The organism is Streptomyces sp. NPDC046197 (genome assembly GCF_040646295.1).
Lineage (GTDB): Bacteria > Actinomycetota > Actinomycetes > Streptomycetales > Streptomycetaceae > Streptomyces.
Window position 1 is genome coordinate 17,339 of record NZ_JBEYZY010000023.1, and the last position, 24,499, is coordinate 41,837.

Here is a 24,499-nt window from a genome sequence, read left to right on the forward strand (position 1 = left end):
CTCATGTGCGGCTTCGCCGCGTGGGTGCGACCAGCCCCGGAAGACCGGCCGCCCGCACAACACCCGTATCCCTCAGGGGGAAGGACAGGAACTCACGCCGTTCCGTTGAGCCTCGGCAGGGACGACACCGACGCGCTGGAGGCCACCGCCGCGCCACCGCCGGAGGCAGCCTGCTCGCCGGCCGGCTTGGCATGCGCCGCGGACGGCCGCGTGGAGCGCAGCCGATGGCTGACGGCCTCGTCGAGCGTGACCGGGCGCTGCATCTGGGCCGCCAGCCGTCCGGCCTCCTGGCCGAGCCGGGCCACGTCTTCCCACGGCAGCCGCACCACCAGCGAGATCTCCGCCTCGCCGTCGGGCAGAGCGTGCATCGGAGGAGTAACTCGGTCGTTCATCGCCTGTTCCTCACGTCGTCCCCGCGGCCGCCTTCCCCGTGCCGCGGACGGTTGACGAGACATACGGTCCCGCGGACGGCCGCGTTCAACCGATTCGCCGGGCGCATCGGGGGCAGTACTTCCATGTGGTCATCCCCGTCCATGACGTGAACCCGGTGCGGCGCACCCCCTGGGTGACGTACGCGCTGATCGCCGCGAACTTCGTCGTGTTCCTCTCCACGCCCGGCGTCTCCGGTTCCGTGGCGGGCGGCAGCGACCTGGCGCAGTTCTGCCATCTGCAGGCGTTCCTGGAGCACTATGCCGCCGTGCCCAGGGAGTTGATCCACCATCAGGTGCCGCCCCTGGTGCCGACGGGCGCGGTCGGCGTCGGCCCGCACGGTTCCGGCTGCGTGGTGGGGCCGCCGGGTTACGACAAGTCCCCTCCGCTGTCGGTGTTCACGGCGATGTTCCTGCACGGGAGCTGGCTGCACCTGCTGGGCAACATGCTGTTCCTGTGGATCTTCGGCAACAACATCGAGGACCGCATGGGCCATGTGCGGTTCCTCTTGTTCTACCTCGTCTGCGGCTTCGCGGCCGGGTACGGCTTCGCACTGCTCAACGAGGGCTCGGGCCAGCCGCTGATCGGCGCCTCGGGAGCGATCGCCGGGGTGCTCGGCGCCTATCTGATCCTGTATCCGAGGGCGCGCGTGTGGGTGCTGGTGCCGTTCCTGATCTTCCTGCCGCTGCGGCTGCCGGCGTGGCTGGTGCTGGGCTTCTGGTTCGTGCTGCAGGCGTTCTACTCGTCCGGCCAGGGCGTCTCCGACGCGGGGACCGTGGCGTACACGGCCCACATCGTCGGTTTCGTCGTCGGCATGCTGATCGCTCTGCCGCTGCGCCCCGGCACCCCGCCGCCGCCGGAACCGCGCCGCCTGGTCTTCGGCAGGCAGGCCCGGCCCCGGCACACGTGGTGAGTCAGCGGGCGGTCCGCGTGTGGACGTACTCGACGAGCCGGGTCAGCGCGTCGGGGTCCGTGGACGGCATGACGCCGTGGCCGAGGTTGAAGACGTGGCCCTCCAGTCCCGCGGCTGCGTCCAGGACCTCGCGGGTCTTGGTCTCGACGGCCTCACGGGAGGCGAACAGGACGGTCGGGTCCAGGTTGCCCTGCAGCGCCTTGCCGGGGCCGACGCGGCGGGCGGCCTCGTCGAGCGGGACGCGCCAGTCGACGCCGACGACGTCCGCTCCGGCCTCACCCATGAGGCCGAGCAGCTCGCCGGTGCCGACGCCGAAGTGGATGCGTGGAACGCCGTAGCCGGCGACGGCCTCGAAGACCTTGCGCGAGGCGGGAAGCACCGAGCGGCGGTAGTCGGCCGGGGCGAGGGCGCCGGCCCAGGAGTCGAACAGCTGGACGGCGCTGGCGCCCGCCTCGATCTGCACCCGGAGGAAGCCGGCCGTGATGTCGGCGAGTCGGTCGAGCAGGTCGGCCCACAGCTCGGGGTCGCCGTACATCATCGCCTTGGCGTTCTCGTACGTTCGGGACGGGCCGCCCTCCACGAGATAGCTCGCCAGGGTGAACGGCGCGCCGGCGAAGCCGATGAGCGGGGTGCTGCCGAGCTCGCGGGTCAGCAGACCGATGGCCTCGGTGACGTAGGACACGTCCTCGGGGGTGAGGTCGCGCAGCTGGGCCAGGTCCGCGCGGGAGCGGATCGGGTTCTGCACGACCGGGCCGACGCCGGGCTTGATGTCGAGGTCGACGCCGATGGCCTTCAGCGGTACGACGATGTCGCTGAAGTAGATCGCCGCGTCCACGCCGTGCCGGCGGACCGGCTGGAGCGTGATCTCGGTGACCAGCTCCGGCCGCATGCAGGACTCCAGCATCGGGACGCCCTCGCGCACCTTGCGGTACTCCGGCAGGGAGCGCCCGGCCTGCCGCATGAACCACACGGGCGTGTGCGGAACGGGTTCGCGCCTGCACGCCCTGAGGAAGGCGGAGTCGTACGTGGCTGTGGGCGGCTGCGGCTGCTGGGCCGCGGGGGTCTCGTTGGCACTCACGCCGGCTAGTCTCGCACGGCGCCGCAGGCACCACGGCCGGGGTGCGGCCGTTGCGAGCAGGTGGGGTGTCTTGCCCTGCACAAAGCCTCCGTTCCCCTTAATCTTCCCCGCATGGCTGCGGCTCAGGGACGACTGTCGGACGGCGCTGGCGGAATGGACGACGAGAAGGAGGGGGACGGACATGCGAGCAGGGCGGCTCGGGCTCCCTCGCCCTTCCGGGCCGCCGTCGACGCGCTGAGAGCGGCGCGGCTGCGGCCGCAGGTGGAGATCGAGCAGGTGCCGCCGCCCCAGCGCCTCGCCCCCTTCGCCTACGCACTGGAGGCCACGGTCGTCGACGGCGACCAGGATCTCGCCGACGGTCGCCTGGTGCTGCTGCACGACCCGGCCGGGCACGACGCCTGGCGGGGCACCTTCCGCCTGGTGACCCTGGTGCGCGCGGAGCTGGAACCGGAGATGGCCGCCGACCCGCTGCTGCCGGACGTGTGCTGGTCGTGGCTGACCGGAGCGCTCCAGGCGCGTGGCCTGGCCTACGGCGAGCCGAGTGGCACCGTCACGCGGGCGAGCTCCCACTACTTCGGCGGGCTGGCCGCACGCCCGGCCGCCTCACAGATCGAGATCCGCGCCTCCTGGACCCCTCGCGAGGGCCTGGGCGGAGTGCCGGACACGGCTGCCCACCTGGCCTCCTGGTGCGATCTGCTGGCCCAGGTCGCGGGTCTGCCGCCGGCCGGTCCCGGCGACGCGTCGGTGGTGACACTGCCGCAGCGGCGGGATCCGCAGGCGCGCTGACTGCCACTCCGGGACTTACCGGCCTCTTGCCGTGCCTTTGTCGATACGACCACTTTCGAGCTCGTATCGACTCCGACTGAACCGATTTGATCTTCGGCTGATCGATAGCGCGTCCGAATTGTACGGATTGTTCTCACCAGATCGTGATCATTCTCTAAAGGACACCGGGTTTGGTGCCGAAGACGACTGTGACCTTGAAAGCACGGTTCGTCCCGGCTTCATCCCCACAAGCCGGCCCCGTCCCCCACCCCCAGGAGGCCTGGTGTCCGTTCTCCTCGAGCAGCCCGCAAGCCTGGTCGCCTACCGCCCGAACAAGCCGACCGCCATGGTCGTCGTGGCCGACCCGCGCGTCCGTTCCACCGTCACCCGCCACCTGTGGGCGCTCGGAGTCCGCGACGTCATCGAGGCGTCGTCCATCGCGGAGGCCCGCCCCCGCATCGGCAACCCGCGCGACATCTGCGTCGCCGACGTCCATCTGCCCGACGGCTCCGGGCTCACGCTGCTGTCCGAGACCCGCGCCGCCGGCTGGCCCAACGGACTGGCCCTGTCCGCCGCCGACGACATCGGCGCGGTGCGCAACGCCCTCGCCGGAGGCGTCAAGGGCTACGTCGTGACCGGCACCCGCACCAACGTCGGGCTCCCCACCCGGCCCGGTGCCGCCCCCATCGGCGGTGCCGCCGCCCGCCTGCACCGCCGCCCCCCGGGTGCCCCGAGCCACCCGGGTGGTTACCGCGAGCTGTCCGGCCGCGAGGTCGAGGTGCTGCGGCTGGTCGCCGAGGGCCAGTCGAACAAGGCCATCGGCGTCTCGATGGGCCTGTCCGCGCTGACCGTCAAGAGCCACCTCGCCCGGATCGCCCGCAAGCTCGGCACGGGCGACCGCGCCGGCATGGTCGCGGTGGCCCTGCGCACCGGCATCATCCACTGACGCCGTAAACCCTCCCGCCGACGCCGTACGTCGCCCCACCGGACGCATGGCTCCTCCACAAGCGCCGCAGACCTCACCCGCACGAAGCAGCCCGCCGCTCCGAATCCGCCCCCACCACAACCCACCGCACGCCCCCGCTCGAAGAACCACCCGCACCCGCCAAGCCGCCCCCTCCCCGCCCCGCCCTCCTCGCAGAACCGCCGAAGAGCCGCGACGGCTCACCGGCGTGAACGGGATCGAGTGCCGATCCCGTCGCGTCCCACTGCCGGTCGTGAACCGGACGTGTCATCGGTCTGACCGGTTTGCGACCCCCCGGCGCCCGCCGACGGAACGTTCCGTCGGCGGGCGCCGTCCATCCACGGATACCCTTGACAGGTGACCGACGCCCAAGAAACCGCAGCAGACAGCTCACTGCGAACCACCGGAGGCGCCCCTCCGGACGACGGCGGACCTTCTGACACCGGGGCGCCGATCCCCTTGCTGGAGCCCCGCGAGGGCATTCCGCCCGTGATCGCCGACGAGGACTCGCTCGCCGAGGTGATCGCGGCTTTCGCCGCCGGTTCCGGCCCCGTCGCCGTGGACGCCGAGCGCGCCTCCGGCTACCGCTACGGTCAGCGCGCCTACCTGGTGCAGCTGCGCCGCCAGGGCGCCGGGACCGCGCTGATCGACCCCGTCGCCTGCCCCGACCTCTCGGGCCTGGGCGAGGCACTGTACGGCGTCGAGTGGGTCCTGCACGCCGCCACCCAGGACCTGCCGTGCCTGCGCGAGATAGGAATGGTCCCCAGCCGCCTGTTCGACACCGAGCTGGCCGGGCGGCTCGCCGGGTTCCCCCGGGTCGGCCTCGGGGCGATGGTCGAGGGCGTTCTCGGCTTCGCCCTGGAGAAGGGACACTCCGCCGTCGACTGGTCGACCCGCCCGCTGCCCGAGCCGTGGCTGCGGTACGCGGCACTGGACGTGGAACTGCTCGTCGACCTGCGCGACGCCCTGGAGAAGGAGCTGGACCGACAGGGCAAGCTGGAGTGGGCCCAGCAGGAGTTCGACGCGATCGCCTCCGCTCCGCCCGCCGAGCCGCGCAAGGACCCCTGGCGCCGCACGTCCGGCATGCACAAGGTGCGGCGCAGGCGTCAGCTGGCCGTCGTACGGGAGCTGTGGCAGGCCCGGGACCGGATCGCCCAGCGGCGGGACGTGTCCCCCGGCAAGGTGCTGTCTGACGCGGCCATCGTCGAGGCGGCGCTCGCCCTGCCCGGCAATGTGCACGCGCTGTCCGCGCTGAACGGCTTCGGTCACCGCACGGGACGGCGTCAGCTGGAACAGTGGCAGGCCGCGGTCGACCGGGCCAAGGCCCTTTCCGACTCCCAGCTGCCCCACCCCGGGCAGCCGGTGACCGGACCCCCGCCGCCGCGGGCGTGGGCCGACAAGGACCCGGCGGCTGCGGCACGACTGACGGCGGCGCGGGCCGGTGTCTCGGCACTGGCCGAGCGGCTCGCCATGCCGCAGGAGAACCTCATCGCGCCCGACGCGGTCCGGCGGCTGTGCTGGGAGCCGCCCAAGGTCGCGGACGCCGGGTCGGTGAGCGCCGCGCTCGCGGGGTACGGGGCGCGGCCGTGGCAGGCGGAGCTGGTGACGCCGGTACTGGTGGAGGCGCTGTCGGCGAAGGGCGCGTCGACGCCGTAGGCGGTTCCAGCCGGGGCGGGCGCGGTGGCGTGGAGCCTCTGGCGCAGGTGGCCTGTGGTTTCTCGCGCAGGTGGCCTGTGATTTCTCACGCGGTTCCGCGCGCCCTCTTCCGGGGCGCCCGCCCCGGTCGTCGCCGTCCGTGGAACCGTGAGAGGGGTCGGAACACGCCAGGATCCGGGAGCGGCCGCGCCGCGGGAGGTGTGACGTTCACCGCTCCCCCCGGGAGGACTGTGCAGCTACGTTACCCACAAGTAGCATGGGGCTGAGCGCGCGCTCAGCGGTTGCGCGTCGCAGCAGTGCCACCCCGCACCCTGGAGGAGAGCCATCGTGCCTCGTACCGTCAGGGACGTCGTCTTCGTCGACGGCGTCCGCACCCCGTTCGGCAAGGCGGGCCCGAAGGGCATCTACCACGAGACCCGCGCCGACGACCTCGTCGTGAAGGCGATCCGGGAGCTGCTGCGCCGCAACCCCGGGCTCGACCCCAAGAAGATCGACGAGGTCGCCATCGCCGCGACCACGCAGATCGGTGACCAGGGCCTGACCCTCGGCCGCACGGCCGGGATCCTCGCCGGTCTTCCCCAGTCGGTCCCCGGCTACTCCATCGACCGCATGTGCGCGGGCGCGCTGACCGCCGTCACGACCACCGCGGGCTCCATCGCCTTCGGTGCGTACGACGCCGTCATCGCCGGTGGTGTCGAGCACATGGGCCGCCACCCGATGGGCGAGGGCGTGGACCCGAACCCGCGGTTCGTGAGCGAGAAGCTGGTCGACGAGTCCGCCCTGTTCATGGGCATGACCGCGGAGAACCTGCACGACCGCTACCCGCAGATCACCAAGCTGCGCGCCGACGAGTACGCGGTGCGCTCGCAGGAGAAGGCCGCCAAGGCGTACGCCAACGGCAAGATCCAGCAGGACCTGGTGCCGATCTCGGTGCGCCGCACCAACCCCGAGGCCGGCGAGACCGGCTGGGGTCTCGTGACGGCCGACGAGCCGATGCGCCCGGGCACCACCCTGGAGAACCTGTCGGGCCTGAAGACGCCGTTCCGCGTGCACGGCCGGGTCACCGCGGGCAACGCGGCCGGTCTGAACGACGGCGCCACCGCCTCGATCATCGCGAGCGAGGACTTCGCCCGCGAGAACGGCCTGCCGGTCAAGATGCGTCTGGTCTCCTACGCCTTCGCGGGCGTGGAGCCCGAGGTCATGGGCTACGGCCCGATCCCGGCGACGGAGAAGGCCCTTGCCAAGGCGGGCCTGTCCATCTCCGACATCGGCCTGTTCGAGATCAACGAGGCCTTCGCCGTCCAGGTCCTGGCCTTCCTCGACCACTACGGCATCGCGGACGACGACGAGCGCGTCAACCAGTACGGCGGCGCGATCGCCTTCGGTCACCCGCTCGCCTCCTCCGGCGTCCGTCTGATGACGCAGCTGGCCCGCCAGTTCGAGGAGCATCCGCAGGTCCGCTACGGCCTGACCACCATGTGCGTCGGCTTCGGCATGGGCGCCACGGTCATCTGGGAGAACCCGCACTTCGACGGAGGCGACAAGTGAGCACCACCGCTGAGCTGTTGAAGGGCGCGGCCGAGCTCTTCCCGGACGAGGTCGTCACCCAGGCGCACGTACGCCACCTCGACCTGCCGTCGGGCGCGGGCCGGTTCGCCCTGATCACCCTGGACAACGGCTTCGACCACACCAAGCCGACCACCTTCGGCCCGCAGTCGCTGGCGAACCTCAACACCGCCATCGACCAGGTCGAGAAGGAGGCCGCGGACGGCGACATCGTCGGCGTCGGCATCACCGGCAAGCCGTTCATCTTCGCGGTCGGCGCCGACCTCAAGGGCGTCGAGCTGCTGAAGAAGCACGAGGACGCGCTGGCCATCGGCAAGGGCGGCCACGAGGTCTTCAAGCGCCTGTCGAAGCTGGCCGTCCCGACCTTCGCGTACTACAACGGCGCGGCGATGGGCGGCGGCGTCGAGGTCGGTCTGCACTGTGCCTACCGCACGGTGTCCGCGGCGCTGCCGGCCTTCTCCCTCCCCGAGGTCTTCCTCGGTCTGGTCCCCGGCTGGGGCGGCTGCACGCTGCTGCCGAACCTGATCGGTGCCGACAAGGCCGTCTCGGTGATCATCGAGAACTCGCTCAACCAGAACAAGCAGCTCAAGGGCAAGCAGGTCTACGAACTGGGCATCGCCGACGCCCTGTTCGAGGGCGCCGACTTCCTGGAGCAGTCCCTGATCTGGACGGCCTCCGTCCTCAAGGGCGAGATCGTCGTCGACCGTCCGGTGATCGACCGCGGCGAGGCCTGGGACCAGGCCGTCGCCAAGGGCCGCTTCATCGCCGACGGCAAGGTGCACGGCGCGGCCCCGGCCGCCTACCGGGCGCTCGACATCATCGCCGCCGCCAAGAACGGCGACCTGCAGCAGGGCTACGACGCCGAGGACAAGGCCCTCGCCGACCTCATCATGGGCGGCGAACTGCGCTCCGGCATCTACGCGTTCAACCTGGTGCAGAAGCGCGGCAAGCGCCCGGCGGGCGCGCCGGACAAGAACCTGGCCCGGCCGGTCACCAAGGTCGGCGTGGTCGGCGCGGGCCTGATGGCCTCGCAGCTCGCCCTGCTCTTCCTGCGCCGCCTGGAGGTGCCGGTCGTCCTGACCGACATCGACCAGGAGCGCGTCGACAAGGGTGTCGGCTACGTCCACGCCGAGATCGACAAGCTGCTCGGCAAGGGCCGGATCAACCAGGACAAGGCCAACCGCCTCAAGGCGCTGGTCTCCGGTGTCCTGGACAAGGCCGAGGGCTTCTCCGACGCGGACTTCGTCATCGAGGCCGTGTTCGAGGAGATCGGTGTCAAGCAGCAGGTGTTCGCGGAGGTCGAGGCGGTCGCCCCGGCGCACGCGATCCTCGCCACCAACACCTCGTCGCTGTCGGTGACCGAGATGGCGTCGAAGCTCAAGCACCCCGAGCGGGTCGTGGGCTTCCACTTCTTCAACCCCGTGGCGGTCCTGCCGCTCCTGGAGATCGTCCGCGGCGAGAAGACCGACGACGCCTCGCTGGCGACCGCCTTCGCGGTGGCCAAGAAGCTCAAGAAGACCGCGGTGCTGGTGAAGGACGCCCCGGCGTTCGTCGTCAACCGCATCCTCACCCGCTTCATGGGCGAGATCCAGAACGTCATCGACGAGGGCACCCCGGTCGAGGTGGCGGAGAAGGCGGTCGAGCCGCTCGGCCTGCCGATGTCCCCGCTGGTCCTGCTCGAGCTGGTCGGCCCGGCGATCGGTCTGCACGTGTCCGAGACCCTCAACCGGGCCTTCCCGGACCGCTTCACGGTCTCCGCGAACCTCGCGGCCGTCGTCAAGGCGGGCAAGCGCGGCTTCTACGTCTACGACAGCGGCAAGCCGGAGCTGGACCCCGAGGTCGCCGCGCTGCTCAAGCAGGGCGACAAGGTCCTGACCGAGGAGCAGGTGCGGGCGCGGGTGCTCGACGCGGTGGCGCAGGAGATCGGGCTGATGCTCGACGAGGGCGTCGTCGCCGAGGCCCAGGACATCGACCTCTGCCTCATCACCGGCGCCGGCTGGCCCTTCCACCTGGGCGGCATCACGCCGTACCTGGACCGCGAGGGCGTCTCGGAGCGCGTGAACGGCAAGAAGTTCCTGGCTCCGGGCGTGGCCGGCGTCCCGGCGTAGGACAGCCCCGAGCATGCAAGGTGCCCGGCACATCAACCGATGTGCCGGGCACCGGCGTTGTGAGCACGCCTTCCGGCCGGTCTACAGCCGCTTGGCGCTGCGGAGCAGTTGCGCGTAGAAGCCGTTGCCGTCGATGCGCGAGACGCCGCCCGCGTCGCCCATGGTGGGGCCGTTCTGCTCCTTGCGGCTGGAGACGAAGACGCGGTGGCCGTCGGTGTCCAGGCCCAGGTACAGGGCGACGTGGTCGATGTGGTTGCCGGTGCGGTGGTCCATCTTGAAGAACAGCAGGTCCCCCGGCTGGAGGACGTCGATGTTCTTCGGCCGGACGTACCAGGGCGCGGGGCCCTGGATCTTGATGATGTCGACGCCGGCCTTGGAGCGGGCCATGCCGTCCGCGGTGCGGGGCAGGCCATCGCCGAGGGTGTTGGTGGCCATCAGCGGATAGCGGGCCCGGTAGCCCCACACCATCCGCATGAAACCGGAGCAGTCCAGCGCCCGGTAGCGCTCCTTGTGCGGGTACAGCGTGGCGCCGCTGCGGAAGGTGTACGCGATGCCGAGGTAGTCGTAGAAGTCGTTCTGCTCCAGGCGGTCCACGCCGTCCGCCTTGAACGGGCCGAACACCGCGTCGCCGGCGTACGGGACGCCGGCGGAGTCCTTCTTCACCGGCGCGCCCTGCACGTACTGGAAGGCGATCGCGAAGACGTCGTCCTCCTGGCTGCCGTAGTACTTCCTGAACCAGTCCTTGAACCACTGCTGCTGCTCGGCGCCCTTGGTCCACGGCTCCGGCATCAGCCTCACCCAGTCCTCGGTGACCACCTTGGACTTGGTGTTGGCGGGCTCGCCGAAGGTGCGGGACGGGCCGCGCAGGGTGGCGGTGCGGGCGCCGTCGGTGAAGGTGGCGAGGATCTGCCCGTTCGCGCCGCGCAGCACCGTGCGATCGGGGTTCTTCAGGCGCTCCCAGGTCTGCTTGCCGCCCTGCCGGCCGCCGCCGTTCTCCAGGCTGGGCTGGTCGATGACGGCCTGCGCCGCGGGCGCCTTGGCCTGCTCGTCCTTCCTGAGCTCCACCGTGAGGTAGCCGCTGGCGCCGAGCAGCGCGAGCACGACGGTGGCGTGCAGGACCGGGCGCTTCTTCTTGGAGGGCATGGGGATGGACTCCGTTGGTCAGGCGGCCGGCATGACGCCGAGGAGGATTCCGGCGGTGAGGACGACATAGGCCATGAGCGTCACCGAGCCGGTGGCCAGCAGGGTGGCGCCGCGGGGCTGGCGGACGAGCTGGTAGGCGATCAGGCCCGGGACGATGAAGCCGAGGGTCTGGTTGGCGTACAGCAGCGGGAACTCCAGCGACAGCACGATCATCACGGTCGCCTGGAGGGACACGGCGAGCAGCACGACCGCGGCGAACAGCCGCTTGCCGTAGAGGATGACGAACTTCTGCATCAGCAGCGTCCCGGCGTACGTCAGGACGGTGACGCCGACCACCATCGCGGCCCGCTGGAGGTCCTCCACGAGGGTCAGCGCCAGCCAGCCCGGGGTGATCATGCCGCCCGGCGAGAGGTTGGTGGTCAGGTAGCAGATCAGGGAGAAGAGCAGCCCGATCGCGATGCCGATCGCGGCGATCTCGGGAGTGAGGACGGAGGGGATCAACGGTGCTGCTCTCCTGGATTCTGCCACTGCTGAGAGTCGTCGGCCGGGGACTCGGGCGGGAAACGGGGTTCGAACAGGCCGCGCTGCTGCGGGGCTTGGAGGTGCGGTGCGGGGTCGTGGTACTGCGGCGGCTGCTGGTGCTGCGCCACGGCCGGGGCATGGACGGCCGTGGGCCACGGCTCCCGGTGGCCCTGGTCGTGGGTCTGCCCCGGGTGCGGCTGCCCGTAGGGCTGCACGGCGGTCCGCTGCGCCGGTACGTGCACCGGGGTGCCCTGCGGTGCGTACCGCGTCTCGTACGCCCCCGGATAGCGCTGGTAGGGGTCCAGCCGGGGGGCGTACAGCTGCATGGTCTCGACGTGCTCCGGGTGCCGGTCCGAGGTGCGGGGCCGGGTGCCGGCCGGCCTGGTGGGCGCGTCGTCCGGGCTGTCGTCGGGCGGGAGTTCGGCGAGGTGCTCCAGGAGCAGCTCGCCCTGGCCATGGATGTTGCCGATGGCGACCAGGGAGGAGTCGGGGCCGAGCCGGCCGAGCAGCTCGTGCATGAACTCCTCGGGGTCGCGGCGGTCACCGCCGAGGTCGACGGCCCGGCCGCGGTACGCACCGGGGATGGCGTCGATGGCGGACTTGGCCGGGTGGCCGATGACGAAGACCTGCTCCGGGTCGAGGCCGGGGATGATCTCGCCCATCTGCCCGTTGCGCTCGACCCGGTCGGGACGGCAGTTGATGACCACATTGAGCGGCCGGTGGATGGCGCCGAGGTCGAGCAGCTGGTTGATGTTCATCAGCGTCGACTCGGGGTCGTTGGCCGCGAAGACGTTGGCGAAACGCAGCTTCTTGCCCTCGGGGGCGAGGTAGCGCTCGACGGAGAGGACGCCGGGGTCCGGCGGGGCGTCGTACATGCCCTGCAGGGCCGTCTCGCGGTCGACGCCGACGAGTTGGGCGACGGTGAGCGCGATGGCGACGTTCTCCTTGAAGGTGAACCAGCTGAAGCCGCGCAGCTCCTCGTCGCTGACCGTCTCGGGGTCGGCGTAGATCAGCTCGCAGTTCCGGGCGTCGGCCTCCTCCTGCAGGATGTCGAAGCGGTCCTTCTCGGCGGTGACGCAGATGCCGTTCTCCGGCATGGAACGGCACAGCGAGCGGGCCACGTCGTCGAGGGTGGGTCCCATCTCGGCGAGGTGGTCCTCACGGACGTTGCACAGCACGCCGATGGTGGAGCGGATCAGCTTGGACTGGTTGATCTCCTGGAGGGCCGGCATGACCGCCATGCACTCGATGACGAGTGCGTCCGGCCGGTAGGCGGCCGCACGCCGCACGATGCCGATCTGCTCGACGACGTTGGCGATGCCGAACTTGCGGTAGACGGGCTCCTCGGTGGCGTCCGGGTGGATGAACCGGGCCGCGGTGCCGGTGGTCTTGGCGACGGTGGTCAGACCGCCGCCGCGCAGCGCGCCCGCGCACAGCCGGGTGATGGAGGACTTGCCGCGGATGCCGTTGACCAGGACCCGGGTGGGAATCATGTCGAGGTTCGTGTAGTGCCGTCGCTGTTCGACGATTCCGGCGATCAGCAACACGGCCTCGCACACCACGAGCACGGTGAAGAGGAAGAGCACGGTGGGGTCCCTATTCTCCGACGTTTCTTCCGGCCCCGGCGGGGGTTCGGCTGCCGCTGTCGCGCCTGCGCGGCTGTCCCTGCAACTGCTGCCGGATCAGTTCGAGGCTGCGCACGACGGCGCCCACCTCGTCGTGGTGGCGCGGGAAGAGCACGGTCTTGCGGTCGCCGCCGGCGAGCGCCTCGGCCTGGTCGGCCAGGGCGCGCAGGGGCCGTACGACGATGATGTGCAGCCAGCCCAGGCAGGCGGCCGCGGCGGTCAGCCCGAGCAGCCCGGCGAGGACCGTCCGGTTCTGCAGGCTGTAGGCGGGGATGGCGAGGCCGGAGGCGGGCTGCCAGCTGACCACGGTCCACTTCAGCGGCTTGGCGGCGCCGCCGCCCGTGAAGGGCGCGGCGGCCGCGACGCGGACCGTGCCGCCGCGCAGGACGGTGGCGTAGGCCTGCTTCTTCGCCAGCAGCGGGGTGACATAGGAGGGGGCCTGCTGGAAGGCGAGGTAGCCGGAGTCGCCCGCGATGCTGCGGCCCTTGTCGTCCACCACCCGCACGTCGCCGAGGCCCTGACGGCCCAGCAGCGCGTTGACGAACTCGATGCGGAACTCGCCGACAACGGCGGCGCCGCCCCGGCCGGGCGCCTCGGCGGTGGCGGTGACGACGGGCTTCTTGTCGCTCTCGCCGGTGACCTCGATGGCCCGGCCGGACGGGCCCTTGCCGGCGGTGTGGTGCGGGGCGTGCCCGGCCTGGGCGAGGATCTTCCCGTCGGCACCGAGGACGTAGAGCGACTGGTAGCGGTCGTGGTCCTGCATGGTGCGCTCCAGCACCTTCTGCATGTCCTCGTCCGAGGTGCGGTCGCCGATCAGGACGGCGACGGCGGACAGGTCGGCGTAGCCCTCGTTGAGGGCGCGGCGGACCCGGTCGCTCAGGGTCGCGGTGCGGGACTTCTGGTCGTGCACGACCTGGGTGGGCACCAGTACGGAGCTGTCGGGGCGGTTGAGCAGCGCCATCAGCGGCACCGACCACAGCAGCAGCAGAGCGGCGCCGACCGCGACCAGCGCGCGGGCACCGAGTCCCTTGCGTACGGAAGGCCCCTGGACGTCGACGGGGGCACCGTCCAGTTGCAGCCGCAGCCGCTCCAGGGCGGCGCCGATGCGGGCCGCCTCGCCGGCGCGGGGGACGGTGACCCGGCGGGCGAGGTCGCCGCGGGTGAGCCGGCGGCTCTCCAGGAACAGCCGGATCAGCGGGCGCTGCACGGTGCCGAGCAGCAGCATGACGGCGATCCCGCCGATGAGCAGCAGGGCGCCGGCGGCGGCCAGGCCGAAGGCCGGGCGGGTGATCTGGGAGGCGTGGTCGGATACGCCGACCTCGGTGACCACGGTCAGACCGAGGCTGCTGGCGGTGGTGGTGTCACCGGCCTGCGAGGCGGCGAGCGTGGCGTAGCCGCCCACGGCGCGGACGTTCTTGCCGGTGTCACCGGTGAGGTGGCCGCTGACGCCGGTGTAGCCGCCGGAGCCGGGTTCCTTGGCGCTGATGGGGTTCTGCTCGGCCTTGCGGGCGGCGACCTTGGCGAAGGCCTCCAGCTGCTGCCTGGCCTGCTCGCCGTCGAGGGCCCCGTGACTGGACAGCAGGCGTCCGGTGGGGTCGACGACGCCGATGGCCCGTCCGGGGCCGAGGTCGACGCCGGGGAAGCCGAGGGTGTTGGAGGCCACCAGCAGCTGCTGCGGCTCCCCCGGCCAGGACAGCAGGGCGAGGATGATCAGCCGGGTCTGGCCGTTGTCCAGTCTTACCATGCGCGGCGCGAGGCCGTCTTTTTGTGAGAGTTTGGTGAGATCGATGGCGGTGAGCGGAACGTTCTCGCCCCGTGCGGCGAGCAGTTTTCCGGACTTGATCTCGATGACCGCGGTGCCGCGCCACTTCTGGTAGACGTCGCCGGCCTTGTCCAGGACGGTGTCCGCGGAGACGGGTCTGCCCTCGTTGAAGAGCGTCGCGGTGCCGGTGAGGTCGGTGACCGACTCGTCGAGTGAGGCCCGCAGTGCGATGGCGCCGTCCTCGGCGACGTACTGCTGGGACGTCAGCACCGCCTTCGGGACCAGGGCGTTGTCCGGTTTGCCCAGGGTGAGTGCGGTGACTCCGGCAAGGGAAAGAAGCAGAACCGACAAAACGGCTATCGGTGGTCGGATTCCCCCCAAGAGCGACATGTCGGCCCGTCGGCGGACCTTGTGCCGCCGCTTCGAGCGCGAAGCGGCCAACGGTTTGGCTCCTCTCGTGCAACACCGGCTGCATGCCACGCCCCGGGGACGTCCCACGCCATGGAGCGCACACCAGTGCGGCTCCGACCAACAGACAGATGAACGTTCCATAGGGTTGCACACGTGAAAGAAAAAGGTGAGAAAATCGTTTGAGCTCGAACGCGAAGGGGCAGACGGAGCGTCCTCCTTCATTCGGAGTTCACCCACGCTCGCCGGGCCTCCCCGACCGCCGTGGTGCGGGCGCAGCCGCGCTGGTTATCGTGTGGCGGTCATGACCGGGAAACGAGCGAAGTCGATCAGTATCGCCGCGGCGATCGTCGTCATTGGGGCGTTGGTGGCCGGTTTCGGGGCGTACACGATCGGCCGGGGCGGCCAGGGCCACGACGGCGCCCGGAGCACGCCCCGCACCACCGCACCCGCCGGGGTGCCGCTGGAACGCCGGATCACCGACTTCGCCTCCCACCTGAGCGAGGACGCCGGCTACCGCGAACCGCGCGCGGCCGAACGCCGCACCATCGCGGACGCGGTGGGCCGGATCCTCGACGGGCACCTCGACCAGGCGCGCGCGCTGCTGTCCGGCGTCGACTTCCAGCTCCGCACGCTCACCGACCCCGCCACCGGCCGGTCCTTCGCGGAACTGTCCGACCGCACCGAGACCGGCCCGGCGCCGCGCGGCTGGGGACGCGTCTACGTCGACCTGTCCGAACCCGTCCGGTGGTCGGTGCAGGTGCCGCACCCCACCGCCGACGCCAACACCGAGCGCGTCGGCGCCCGGGTGCTGCTGGGCTCCCCCGGCGGCGTCATGGTGCTCGCCGGCGCCCACCGCAGGGCCGGCGTGGGCAACGCCGCCGACGTGGCGCACCGGACCGACTCCGTCTTCGACGCGGTCTGCGACGAGCTGGCCCGGCGCCGGCTGCCCGGCATCCAGGTGCACGGCTTCGCCGACGACTCCGCCCCCGGCTACGACGTCGTCACCTCCACCGGCAAGGGCACGGCCGGCCGAACGGACGGCCGCCGGCTCGCCGACGCCCTGCACGAGAGGGGATTCGCCGTGTGCCGCGCCTGGGACCGCTCCTGCCCGCTGGAGGGCCACGACAACGTCCAGGGCCACCGGGCCGACGCCGAGCGTCTCACGTTCCTGCACGTCGAGTTCGCCCGCTCGGTGCGCGCGAGCGACGTGCGGATCAACCGGGCGGTGGGGGCTGTGAACTCGATCACCACGCGATGGGCACGGGAGAGCTGAGCGCACGGCACCGTTCTTCCTGCCCGAGCGGCCGTGCGGACACGCCCGCACTCTCGTGCGACGCTGGAGGCATGGACGCGGACACTCCGTTGCTCGTGATCGTCGACGGCGCCAATGTCGTCGGGTCGGTGCCCGACGGCTGGTGGCGGGACCGCAAGGGGGCCGCGGAGCGGCTGCGGGACCGGCTGGCCGCGGACGGGCTGCCGGATCTGCCGCGCGAGGCGGAAATCGTCCTCGTCGTCGAGGGCGCGGCACGCGGCGTCGACCCGGTGCCGGGGGTGCGGGTGGAGGCGGCGGCCGGCAGCGGGGACGACCGGATCGTCGAACTGGTCGAACAGGCCGGCGAGCGCCCCGTTCTGGTCGTCACGGCGGACCGTGAGCTGCGCCAGCGGGTGCGGACACTGGGGGCCGAGGTCACGGGGCCGCGGGCGGTGGGCCGCTGAAGCCCTCCCTCATCTGTCCGAACAGCGCGCGCGCACTCGACCCGGGTTCCGTCATAATTGCCACGTTGTCGTCGCACCGTGGTGGCGCGTCGGCCCCCGTGGCGGGAAGCCGGCCCGACGGACCCGCCGATCTGAGAGGATTCCGGCACCCATGACGGCAGGTGGACGGGAGGCGGGGAGTGGCGCGGATCGCGCGCAGTAGAGACGGGCGTGAGCTCGTCTTCGACTCCTGGGGTGATCCTCAAGGCCACCCTGTTTTCCTGCTGCACGGAACCCCCGGCAGTCGCGAGGGCCCACGGCCGCTGTCGATGGTGCTGTACCAGCTCGGCGTGCACCTCATCGCCTACGACCGCCCCGGCTACGGCGGATCCACCCGCCTGGAGGGCCGCACGGTGGCGCACGCCGCCTGCGACGTCGCGGACATCGCCAGGCATCTCGGGATCGAGGAGTACTCGGTCGTGGGCCGGTCGGGAGGCGGGCCGCACGCCCTCGCCTGCGCGGCGCTCCACCCCGGCCAGGTGCGCAGTGCCGCGGTGCTGGTCAGTCTCGCGCCCCCGGACGCGGACGAGCTGGACTGGTTCGAGGGCATGACGGCCTCCAACGTGCGCGAGTACCGCAACGCCCGGTACCATCCCCACGCCTTGACGAGGACCCTGGCGCAGAACGCGGACGCCATGCGGATCGACCCGCTGTCCCTGCTGGCGGACCTCGACGAGGAGATGCCGGACGTCGACCGTCAGGTCGTCGCGGACGCAGGCATCCTGCGCATGCTGCGGCAGAACTTCCTCACCGGTCTGGAGGAGAGCGCCGACGGCTGGATCGACGACGCGGTGTCATTCTGCAGGCCGTGGGGCTTCTCACCGGCGGACATCTCCGTGCCCACACTGCTGTGGCACGGCGAGCACGACGTGTTCTCCCCCGTCGAGCACTTCAGATGGCTGGCCCGCCGCATTCCGCGGGCCACCGTCGTCCTGCAGCCGTCGGCGGCGCACTTCGCCGCGGTCCCGGCGCTGCCGAAGGTGCTGCGCTGGCTGCGGGAACAGGCACGCAACGGCGCCGCCGCCGCACCGGCGTAACGCCCGGGGCGGCGGCGCCCTTCGGTCAGATCGGGTGGGGATCGAGTTCGAGCCCCACCCGCCGGCCGTCCCTCAGCCGCCTCACCTTGGAGTGTTCGGCGCCGAGCTTGGCGCTGAGGACGTCGAGGCTCCGCCTGGCCAGGTCGTCCGCCTCACGGATCCGGCCCCTCTCCCGGAACAGTACCGAGAGGTTGGCCAGACAGGTCAGCGCCGTGGGGTGGTCACCGCCGAGGCGGTCGGCCAACTCCTGGTGCGCCTCGAGGTAGTTGTGCTCCGCCTGCTCGCTCTCGCCCACGACCGCCTCGGCGTTGGCCAGGTTCATCTGGCAGTTCATGCTGAAGGGGTGCTCCTCGCCGAGCGTCGCCCGCAGGGCGGCCCAGGCATGCTCGCACACCTCTCTCGCCTCCGCGGCCCGACCCGTGGCCAGCAGGTTGATGCCGTGATTGACCGCGCAGGCCAGCGTGTTGGGGTGGGTCTCCCCCAGTTCGGCACCGAACCTGTCGAGCAGTTCGGCGGTCTCGGCCACGGCCTCCTCGTGGCGCTCGGCGGCGGCGTAGTGCCCGGCCAGGCCCAGGCGCACCACCAGCGTCTCCGGGGAGGCGTCCCCCAGCCGTCTGCGGCAGCTGTCCAGTACGTTCTGGCTGATCTCGATGGCCTCCGCCAGCCGGTCGAGTCTGCGCAGCGTGATGGCGAGCGCCTTGGCGGCCTCCTGGGCCGGCGGCGAGTCGAGCCCCAGGTGCTTGACCGCCGTGTCGTAGACGCCGCGCAGGGTCTCCGCGGACACCTCGTAGTCGCCGCACGAGCGCTGGTCACGGCCCAGGTTGATCAGCGAGGACAGCGTGAACGGATGGTGGGAGCCGAGCGTGTCGCGCCGGTGTTCGCAATTCGCCTTGTCGACCTCCTGCGCCGCGAAGCAGTCGCCGGCCATGCGCATCGACACGGCCAGGTTGTTCGCCGCGACAAGTGCGCGGGGATGGTCCTCGCCCAGCAGGTCCACGGACCGTTCGTACGTCTCGCGGTCGATCTCCAGCGCCCGCCGCACCCGGCCGACCGCGCGCAGGTCGGCCGCCAGGCTGCCCGCCGTCATCAGCGTGTGCGGGTCGTCGTCGCCCAGGCAGGCGCGCTGGCGTTCGTAGACGTCCTGGTCGATGTCGAGTGCCCTTCTGTACCAGCCCTGGAAGCGCAGCACATTGGCGATCTCGTAGCGAAGGTGCAGCGTCCAGCGGTCGTCCGGGCCCGACTCCTTCAGCCAGGGGGTCAGCAGCTCCTCGCCGAGCGCCAGGGCCTCCCCGTACTCGCCGCGGACCCGCTGGTAGCGCAGCCAGTCGGTCATCAGACGGCGGATACCGTTGTCCAGCGAGAACTTGGTCCACGGCGTCTTCAGATGCGGCCAGATGGTGTTGTAGCGCGACCAGTTCTCCGGGCGTTCCACATCGCCCTCGGCGGCGGGACGCGCGCCGCTGAGCACGGCGCGGACCCGGGCACGGGCCTCCTCCCGTTCCGCCTCGGACATCGAGGAGCGCACCGCGGCCTGGACGAGGCGGTGCACCTGGAAGCTGTGGCTCTTGCGGTCGGCCTTGGCCAGCGCATAGCGGCCGAGCTGCCGGGTGGCCCGGGACACCATGGCCGTCCCGTCGGCGCCGGGCTGGACGATGCTCAGGGCATCGCCCATCTCCTTGCCGTTGAGCAGGTCCAGGGAGATGGGGTCCGCGCCGAAGTGGGCGCACAGTTGAAGCAGCCGCCGCGCGACCGGGGAGTTGAGCTGCTGAACGGAGAGGTTCCAGGTGGCGCCCACCTGGAGCGGATAGGCGTCGGCGTCGGCCCCCTCGGTCAGGTTCGCCAGCTGGGTCTCCAGCAGCCGCAGGTACTGGGTGGCGTCCTGGCCGGTCTCGTTGAGCCAGGCGGCGGCCTGGTCGACGGCCAGCGGCAGGTCACCGAGGGCTTCCGCGACCTGTTCCGCGTCCTCGGCGCTGATGGCGGAGACCCGGTGCAGCAGGTGCTCGACGCTCTCCGCGCGGGTGAAGACATCGACGTCCATCCGCTCGGCGAGCTGCGTCCAGCCCTCGTTGCGGGTGGTGATCAGCACATGGCCGGTGGGGCTGTTGACCACCATGCGGCCGATGGACTCGGGGGTGGTGGCGTTGTCGAAGACCAGCAGCCACCGCTCGTACTTCTGACCCCGGCGCAGTGCGTCGCGCACCGCGTCGGCGGTGGCGCCGATGCTGTCGCGCTCCTCGACGCCGAGGCGGGGCGCGAGTTCGGCGTACTGGCGCAGTGCGAGGTCGCCGAACTCCGCCTCGATCCACCAGACGACGTCGTAGTTGCCCCGGTAGCGGTGGGCGTATTCGGTGGCCAGCTGGGTCTTGCCGACACCGCCCATGCCGTGCAGCAGGGTCGCCGTGCCGGTGTCGGCCAGCCGCTGCCGCAGTCGTTCCAGCAGCTCGCCACGACCGGTGAAGGCCGGATTGCGCACGGGCACCGACCACACGGGGGGCTCCGCACCGGGGTAGCGGGGACCGGCGTCCGCGGGGTGTTCGAACTGGACCAGTGGCGCGTCCACGGCACGCAGCAGGGCGCTGCGGGCGGCCGCCTCGTTGAGATTGCTCAGATGGACGGGGGTGCGGTCCGAGAACGGATGGCCGAGCCGGACGTCGCTGACCCTGACCGGAACCAGGGTGCGCCGCGAACCCATGGGGTCGGCGGCTGCCACCGCCTCCCAGACGGCCCTGGCCTGGGGGGACTTCTGGTAGGCGGCCGAGAGGACCGCCACGGTGCGGGCGGCCGCGCGCACCTTGGCGTCGGTGTCGTCCAGCAGGGGCAAGCCGACGCCCGAGCCGTCCTCGGAGCGCGGGTCGCCGACGGTGAACCCGGCGTCGCTGAGCACCCTTCTGATCCAGTCCGCCCAGATCTGGTCCTCGGGCACGTAGCTCAGGAAGATGTGCGTGGGCAGCGGCTGCTGACGTCGTACGACGGTCTTGAGATAGGTCTGGCGCTCCTCCTCGGTCATCGGGACGAGCGAGGTCACCTCGCCCGCCGTGATGACCTCGGTCAGCCGCTCACAGGCCGCCAGCAGGGAGCCCGGGGTGCCCGGCTCGTCCCGGAAGGTCGCCAGGATCTCCTCGTAGGCGTACGTGGGCTTGTAGGGGACCTCGACATTGCCCCAGTACCGGCGCGGGTCGACGTCCGGGGTGTCCATGAGCAACTGGTCGAAGGTCCGGCGGACCTTGGCCCGGGCGGCCTCCAGCCGGTCCGCCTCGGAGTCCTCGACCCGCATCGGCACCGGCAGGATCCGCACCCGCCGGTCCCCCCGGGTGTCCTCCACCCGGTGGGTGACGGCCGCGGCGCCCTCGATGCTCTGGTCGTTGTGGGTGAAACAGTTCACCAGCACGTCGGGGAAGTGCAGGGTGCAGATGTCGGAGATGTCGCTGAGGCCGGTACGGCTGTCGATCAGGACGTAGTCGTAGCCGCGCCGGAACTGGGCGCACAGGGCGTCCAGGAACTGCCCGCCGCACTGGTCCTCGTAGAAGCGGTTCCAGTTGAACTGGGAGAAGATGGAGGAGTAGTTGCGGTCCTGGCGGCCGGCCGAGATGTACTCCAGTCGCCCGCCGTGCGGGAAGTTCCAGACCAGCGGCGAGACGGCCCTGGTGATGTCGGCCTGTCCCGTGATCCAGGCGCCGAGCCGGGACGCCTCCTCGGGGCCTCCGCGATGGCCGCGCAGGACGTCGGTCACCCGCAGCATGTAGTCGTTGATCAGGTCCAGCACGCCGGGACGGACGCTGAGCGCGTCCGGTTCGAGGAAGGGCCGCAGGAAGCGGTCCAGTCCCGGTGCCTCCAGGTCCCAGTCGACCACCAGGACCCGTTTGCCCTGCGAGGCGATGATCCAGGCGGTGTTGGCCAGGGCCATGGTGCGGCCGGTGCCGCCCTTGTAGCTGTAGAACGTGACGATCTTTCCGCCGTCGGGGCGGGCGAGCACGCCGGTCACGGTTGAGCCTCCTGGTCACCCTGGGAGCCGGTCCGCCGCGGAGCGGAGGCGGCCGGTCCGCCGGAGTCGGCGTCGGGCCACGTCGCCGAGGCGAGGGACCTGGTCGGGGATGGTAGCGGAACCCGGTTCAAGTATTGCTGAGCCGCGTTGTTGGCGAGCTCCATGAAGCGCGAGTTGAACGCCTCCGAGTTCTCGATGCCCGCCACCGCCGCCCGCTGGATGGCCCGCCCCCGGCTCAGCCGCCGGGGCAGCGCCGTCCGGAGCAGTTCCTTGAGCCGGGAACGCGCCTGTGCGGTCTGGGTGTCGTCGGCCAGCGGCGTCAGCACGGTCACCCAGGGCAGGTCCCGCGCGTCGAACGCGCGCAGCCGCTCGACGGCCGAACGGTCGTACAGGATCCAGGGATCGAGGATGAGCACCCACGGGCAGGTGGGCTCCTGCTTGCCGAGGAAGACGGCCTCGGCCTCGTCGAAGGTGCGGATCTCGGGGGCGAAGGCGATGTTGCGGGCGAGTTCGGCCGTGCGCGCGGCGAGCGGGGTGCCGAAACCGTCGCTGAAGGGCTGCCAGTCCCCGGGTTCGGGGCCGTACTTGGCGTCCGTGCGGCCCGGGGGCAGATGGTGGATGTCCGGGGCGAGTACGGCGATGCCGAGCGGGTGCCAGGCGGCCGCGGCGAAGGCGTCGGGCACGTCGTCCAGGTCCGCCGGTTCGGCGTCGGCCGGCGGCCGGGCGCGGACATGACGCGCCGCCTGCACCACGCACTGGGCGATCCTGCCCACACACTGCTGGTACGCCGTCCGGTTCTCCGGGTCCAGGCGCAGGCCGTACATCCCGTCCTGCGCGTAGAGCTCCAGCGCGTCCGGTGCCACGGGCGAGGCGGGCGCCGGCGGGGCCGGGGTGGGCAGGTCCAGGTCGACGACGACGGGGCGCGCGGCGGTGGGTACGGGCGTCCACAGCACCGGCACCAGGACACCCGAGACGTCCCGGTGGGTGAAGGCGTACCACTGCCTGCCGCACGTGGCGTTGCTGAAGTAGCGGCGCGAGATCAGCGGCACGAAGCTGTGGCAGCGGTGCAGCGCGCGGGCCGTGCGGGCCTTGTCGCGGCCCGGGGCGTCCAGGTAGCCGACGGTGGTGAGCCGGGAGGTGCCCGCCAGCCGTGCGACCTCCTTGCGCAGGTCGGTGTAGAACTCCAGGACGTTCTTGTCGGGGGGCGGATGCCCGGATCCGCCGTGTTCGCCCGGGGGCGGGACGGCGGCGTGGCTCAGAAAGAAGTACGGCGACTGCTCGGCACCTGGGGCGAAACGGCTCCCACGCATCAGTGCTCCTCACCGGCCGGGCCGTTCAGAGGGTCGAACAGGTCGTCGAAGAGGGCGGGGTCGCACGGTTCCAGGCGGGCGCTGACCGCCACTTCGACGATGTTCCTGGCGAGTCGGTAGACCACTTTGTTGAAGGTCCGGTCGCGGCCGTCGGAGAGCAGTCCGAACAGCCCGCCGTCCACGTAGTCGTGGCCCAGGTCGTCGTGGGCGTACTGCACGTCGGCGTAGGGTCTGGGGATCTCGTCGGGGCTGAGCGGGGTCCACAGGACGGGAACGACCGCCTTGCGGGTGAACGTGCGCCGGGCGAGCTGCAGCTGCTGCCGGCGCTCGAAGCACTGCCACTCCACGTCGCACCACTTGCTGATGAACAGCCGCCGCGACAGGACCGGGACCAGCACCTGGCACCGCGCGAGATGGTCCTTCAGCTCGCTGCGCCAGGCCGCCCCCAGCCGGGTCCGGGAGTCGAGGTAGACCGGGTCGATCCCGGCCCCGAGATCGGTGAGCTCCATCAGGTCCGCGGACAGCTTGGCGTGGAAGCGTTTCATGTGGCCGCCCGGCGACTGGGGTGTGCGGCCGTAACTGAGGAACGCGTAGGGCTGCTGGATGCTCGGGGGCGGCCCGCCGCGCCCGTGGTTCTCAGGCACGGCCGGCCTCCGCGGGACGCTCCCCGGCCGGTTGGCGGCAGACGGTCATCCAGGCGAGCGCGGCGTCCACGGCCCACGGCAGCGGCAGCAGCCGGCAGTCGGCGTGGCCCACGCGACCCCGGACGACGGGCGAGCGGCCCTCGTGCGGCCGCGTCTCCAGCCACCGGCCCAGCACCCCGAAGTCGCTGTCGTCGAGGTCCACGTCCGTGAAGCCGGTCCAGCGCGGGCCGTTGTCGGTCAGCACCCTGCAGTCGTAGCGGCGGCGGGGCGGCGCGGGCAGCCGGTACTCCGCCAGGTGGAACGCGGTACAGACCTCGAAGCCGACGCCGAGCAGCAGGATGGAGGCGCCCATCTCGTACAGACGGCCGAGGGGGGAGCGCTCACCGAGCAGACACTCCAGCTCGTGCCCGGCGGTGATCCGGGCGGCCCCGGCCCCGAGCGCGGCGAAGGACGTCTGCGGATGCCGGCTGCGCACCGCCTGCCCGCTCAGGCGCACCTCTTCGGCGATCCGTCCCATGCCGTCGGAAGGCGTGGAAGCCACGCTGAAGGGCTCCATGTTCTCACGGTAGGACAGAAGTTGATGCTTTGTCAGGCCGTGCGTCATGCTGACGTACGTGCGGGACGTCAGGGAGTTTCCCTCGGTGAACGTGGGCACCACCAAAGTGCCGTCCGGGCCCAGTGCGCGGCGCAGCGCGCGAACCACCGTACGGCTGCCGCCGCGCACCGGTCCGACGGCCCGCAGGGACGAGTGCACCAGCAGGGTCGCACCCCTCTCGACTCCGAGTCTTCCCAGGTCGGCGGCGAGGGAGGCCGCGGTGAACATCCGCCG

At 71.4% G+C, this 24,499-nt stretch carries 19 protein-coding genes; 9 read left to right on the plus strand and 10 right to left on the minus strand.

The genetic code is table 11. The features are described from left to right. Positions 1–92: 92 nt before the first annotated feature. A complete protein-coding gene (locus tag AB0A61_RS27980; protein ID WP_361297859.1) occupies positions 93–392 on the minus strand; it encodes a hypothetical protein in 300 nt (99 codons plus the stop codon). Positions 393–517: 125 nt separating this feature from the next. Here AB0A61_RS27980 and AB0A61_RS27985 point away from each other — a divergent pair, with 125 nt between their 5' ends. Then, entirely contained in the window at positions 518–1,342 is an 825-nt protein-coding gene (locus tag AB0A61_RS27985) for a rhomboid family intramembrane serine protease (RefSeq protein ID WP_361297862.1), read from the plus strand. Position 1,343: 1 nt separating this feature from the next. Here the strand turns inward: AB0A61_RS27985 and hemE are convergent, their stop codons facing one another. Then, on the minus strand, positions 1,344–2,420 hold the full coding sequence (hemE, locus tag AB0A61_RS27990; RefSeq protein ID WP_361297865.1) for a uroporphyrinogen decarboxylase: 1,077 nt from the start codon (positions 2,418–2,420) through the stop codon (positions 1,344–1,346). A gap of 111 nt (positions 2,421–2,531) precedes the next feature. On the opposite strand from hemE, the gene AB0A61_RS27995 reads away from it, so the two are divergent. From AB0A61_RS27995 to AB0A61_RS28015, 5 genes are all read left to right on the plus strand, one after another. Continuing rightward, positions 2,532–3,206 (plus strand): DUF3000 domain-containing protein, encoded by a 675-nt coding sequence (locus AB0A61_RS27995; RefSeq protein ID WP_361297868.1) that lies wholly within the window; start codon positions 2,532–2,534, stop codon positions 3,204–3,206. A gap of 262 nt (positions 3,207–3,468) precedes the next feature. Further along, positions 3,469–4,131, plus strand: coding sequence for a response regulator transcription factor (locus tag AB0A61_RS28000; RefSeq protein WP_361297871.1), 663 nt, complete (start codon positions 3,469–3,471; stop codon positions 4,129–4,131). 375 nt (positions 4,132–4,506) lie between these two features. Beyond that, entirely contained in the window at positions 4,507–5,805 is a 1,299-nt protein-coding gene (locus AB0A61_RS28005) for a ribonuclease D (RefSeq protein WP_361297874.1), read from the plus strand. A gap of 327 nt (positions 5,806–6,132) precedes the next feature. Beyond that, entirely contained in the window at positions 6,133–7,353 is a 1,221-nt protein-coding gene (locus AB0A61_RS28010; protein WP_361297877.1) for an acetyl-CoA C-acyltransferase, read from the plus strand. Then, entirely contained in the window at positions 7,350–9,479 is a 2,130-nt protein-coding gene (locus tag AB0A61_RS28015) for a 3-hydroxyacyl-CoA dehydrogenase NAD-binding domain-containing protein (RefSeq protein ID WP_361297880.1), read from the plus strand. The genes AB0A61_RS28010 and AB0A61_RS28015 overlap by 4 nt, the downstream gene beginning before the upstream one ends. An 81-nt stretch (positions 9,480–9,560) precedes the next feature. Here the strand turns inward: AB0A61_RS28015 and AB0A61_RS28020 are convergent, their stop codons facing one another. The 4 genes from AB0A61_RS28020 to AB0A61_RS28035 are packed head-to-tail and all read right to left on the minus strand — an operon-like array spanning position 9,561 to position 14,921. Further along, positions 9,561–10,622 carry an NlpC/P60 family protein gene (locus tag AB0A61_RS28020; protein ID WP_361297883.1) on the minus strand — a complete coding sequence of 354 codons (1,062 nt, stop codon included), beginning with the start codon at positions 10,620–10,622 and terminating at the stop codon, positions 9,561–9,563. An 18-nt stretch (positions 10,623–10,640) separates the two neighbouring features. Then, positions 10,641–11,123, minus strand: coding sequence for a poly-gamma-glutamate biosynthesis protein PgsC/CapC (locus tag AB0A61_RS28025; protein ID WP_361297886.1), 483 nt, complete (start codon positions 11,121–11,123; stop codon positions 10,641–10,643). Next, positions 11,120–12,730: a poly-gamma-glutamate synthase PgsB gene (pgsB, locus tag AB0A61_RS28030; protein ID WP_361297889.1), complete on the minus strand. Its 1,611-nt coding sequence runs from the start codon at positions 12,728–12,730 to the stop codon at positions 11,120–11,122. The genes AB0A61_RS28025 and pgsB overlap by 4 nt, the downstream gene beginning before the upstream one ends. A 10-nt stretch (positions 12,731–12,740) precedes the next feature. After that, positions 12,741–14,921, minus strand: a complete 2,181-nt coding sequence (locus AB0A61_RS28035) for a HAMP domain-containing protein (protein ID WP_361298105.1) — start codon at positions 14,919–14,921, stop codon at positions 12,741–12,743. A gap of 322 nt (positions 14,922–15,243) precedes the next feature. On the opposite strand from AB0A61_RS28035, the gene AB0A61_RS28040 reads away from it, so the two are divergent. The 3 genes from AB0A61_RS28040 (at position 15,244) to AB0A61_RS28050 (ending at position 17,734) form a co-directional block, all read left to right on the plus strand. Continuing rightward, a complete protein-coding gene (locus AB0A61_RS28040; protein WP_361297892.1) occupies positions 15,244–16,215 on the plus strand; it encodes a hypothetical protein in 972 nt (323 codons plus the stop codon). A gap of 71 nt (positions 16,216–16,286) precedes the next feature. Next, positions 16,287–16,658 carry an NTP pyrophosphohydrolase gene (locus AB0A61_RS28045; RefSeq protein WP_361297895.1) on the plus strand — a complete coding sequence of 124 codons (372 nt, stop codon included), beginning with the start codon at positions 16,287–16,289 and terminating at the stop codon, positions 16,656–16,658. A gap of 179 nt (positions 16,659–16,837) precedes the next feature. Next, positions 16,838–17,734, plus strand: coding sequence for an alpha/beta hydrolase (locus AB0A61_RS28050; RefSeq protein WP_361297898.1), 897 nt, complete (start codon positions 16,838–16,840; stop codon positions 17,732–17,734). Between the two features lie 25 nt (positions 17,735–17,759). Here the strand turns inward: AB0A61_RS28050 and fxsT are convergent, their stop codons facing one another. Genes fxsT through AB0A61_RS28070 form a run of 4 tightly spaced genes read right to left on the minus strand, consistent with a single transcriptional unit; the run spans position 17,760 to position 24,493 of the window. After that, positions 17,760–21,716: an FxSxx-COOH system tetratricopeptide repeat protein gene (gene fxsT / locus AB0A61_RS28055; RefSeq protein WP_361297901.1), complete on the minus strand. Its 3,957-nt coding sequence runs from the start codon at positions 21,714–21,716 to the stop codon at positions 17,760–17,762. Continuing rightward, complete coding sequence (fsxC, locus tag AB0A61_RS28060; RefSeq protein ID WP_361297904.1) at positions 21,713–23,026, minus strand: FxsC protein; 1,314 nt, start codon at positions 23,024–23,026, stop codon at positions 21,713–21,715. The genes fxsT and fsxC overlap by 4 nt, the downstream gene beginning before the upstream one ends. Beyond that, complete coding sequence (locus AB0A61_RS28065; RefSeq protein WP_361297907.1) at positions 23,026–23,670, minus strand: TIR-like protein FxsC; 645 nt, start codon at positions 23,668–23,670, stop codon at positions 23,026–23,028. The genes fsxC and AB0A61_RS28065 overlap by 1 nt, the downstream gene beginning before the upstream one ends. Continuing rightward, positions 23,663–24,493, minus strand: coding sequence for an AAC(3) family N-acetyltransferase (locus tag AB0A61_RS28070; RefSeq protein ID WP_361297910.1), 831 nt, complete (start codon positions 24,491–24,493; stop codon positions 23,663–23,665). The genes AB0A61_RS28065 and AB0A61_RS28070 overlap by 8 nt, the downstream gene beginning before the upstream one ends. Between the last annotated feature and the right edge of the window lie 6 nt (positions 24,494–24,499).